A 1,661-nucleotide genomic window follows, 5' to 3' on the forward strand; every position below is an offset into this window, starting at 1 on the left:
AGCCTGAGACGTGATGCGTAGCCGATTGAGGCGAATTCAGTGATCCTATGCTGCCGAGAAAAGCCTCTAGCGAGCTTTCACACGGCCCGTACCCCAAACCGACACAGGTGGTCAGGTAGAGAATACTAAGGCGATCGAGATAACTATGGTTAAGGAACTCGGCAAAATGCCCCCGTAACTTCGGGAGAAGGGGGGCCCTGTCTGGTGACGACATTTACTGTCTGAGCTGGGTGGGGCCGCAGAGACCAGTGAGAAGCGACTGTTTACTAAAAACACAGGTCCGTGCGAAGTCGTAAGACGATGTATACGGACTGACGCCTGCCCGGTGCTGGAAGGTTAAGAGGACCGGTTAGTTCCTTCGGGAGCGAAGCTGAGAATTTAAGCCCCAGTAAACGGCGGTGGTAACTATAACCATCCTAAGGTAGCGAAATTCCTTGTCGGGTAAGTTCCGACCTGCACGAATGGCGTAACGACTTCTCAGCTGTCTCAACCGTAGACTCGGCGAAATTGCATTACGAGTAAAGATGCTCGTTACGCGCGGCAGGACGAAAAGACCCCGGGACCTTCACTACAGCTTGGTATTGGTGTTCGGTTCGGTTTGTGTAGGATAGGTGGGAGACTGTGAAACGGTGACGCCAGTTATCGTGGAGTCGTTGTTGAAATACCACTCTGATCGAATTGGACCTCTAACCTCGGACCATGATCTGGTTCAGGGACAGTGCCTGGTGGGTAGTTTAACTGGGGCGGTTGCCTCCCAAAATGTAACGGAGGCGCCCAAAGGTTCCCTCAGCCTGGTTGGCAATCAGGTGTCGAGTGCAAGTGCACAAGGGAGCTTGACTGTGAGACTGACAGGTCGAGCAGGGACGAAAGTCGGGACTAGTGATCCGGCACCGGCAAGTGGAAGCGGTGTCGCTCAACGGATAAAAGGTACCCCGGGGATAACAGGCTGATCTTCCCCAAGAGTCCATATCGACGGGATGGTTTGGCACCTCGATGTCGGCTCGTCGCATCCTGGGGCTGGAGTAGGTCCCAAGGGTTGGGCTGTTCGCCCATTAAAGCGGCACGCGAGCTGGGTTTAGAACGTCGTGAGACAGTTCGGTCTCTATCCGCCGCGCGCGTTAGAAACTTGAGGAAGGCTGTCCCTAGTACGAGAGGACCGGGACGGACGAACCTCTGGTGTGCCAGTTGTTCCGCCAGGAGCACCGCTGGTTAGCTACGTTCGGAAGGGATAACCGCTGAAAGCATCTAAGCGGGAAGCCTGTTCCAAGATGAGGTTTCTCACCCCCTCGAGGGGGTAAGGCCCCCGGCAGACCACCGGGTTGATAGGCCAGAACTGGAAGTCCGGTAACGGATGCAGGTGACTGGTACTAATAGGCCGAGGACTTACCACAAAGAAGCTACGCGTCCACTGTGCGGTATCTGAAACAACACACAGATACCTTGATTTCGATCATCCATCATCGATCACCCCTGATATTCACGGGTGGTGGGTGTGTGGAGGATCTGGATCACAGGTTGGTTACTGTGACAGTTTCATAGAGTTACGGCGGTCATAGCGAAGGGGAAACGCCCGGTCCCATTCCGAACCCGGAAGCTAAGCCCTTCAGCGCCGATGGTACTGCACTCGACAGGGTGTGGGAGAGTAGGACACCGCCGAACAC

The 1,661-nt window shown here is 55.1% G+C and carries 2 rRNA genes; both read left to right on the forward strand.

Annotation, left to right across the window (positions count from 1 at the left end):
* Window positions 1-1,391, forward strand: a 23S ribosomal RNA gene (locus ACSW29_RS31210); the annotation flags it as partial.
* Window positions 1,392-1,542: 151 nt separating this feature from the next.
* A 5S ribosomal RNA gene (gene rrf / locus ACSW29_RS31215) occupies window positions 1,543-1,659 on the forward strand.
* The last annotated feature ends 2 nt before the right edge of the window (window positions 1,660-1,661 follow it).

It is taken from the genome of Rhodococcus sp. GB-02 (genome assembly GCF_053470465.1).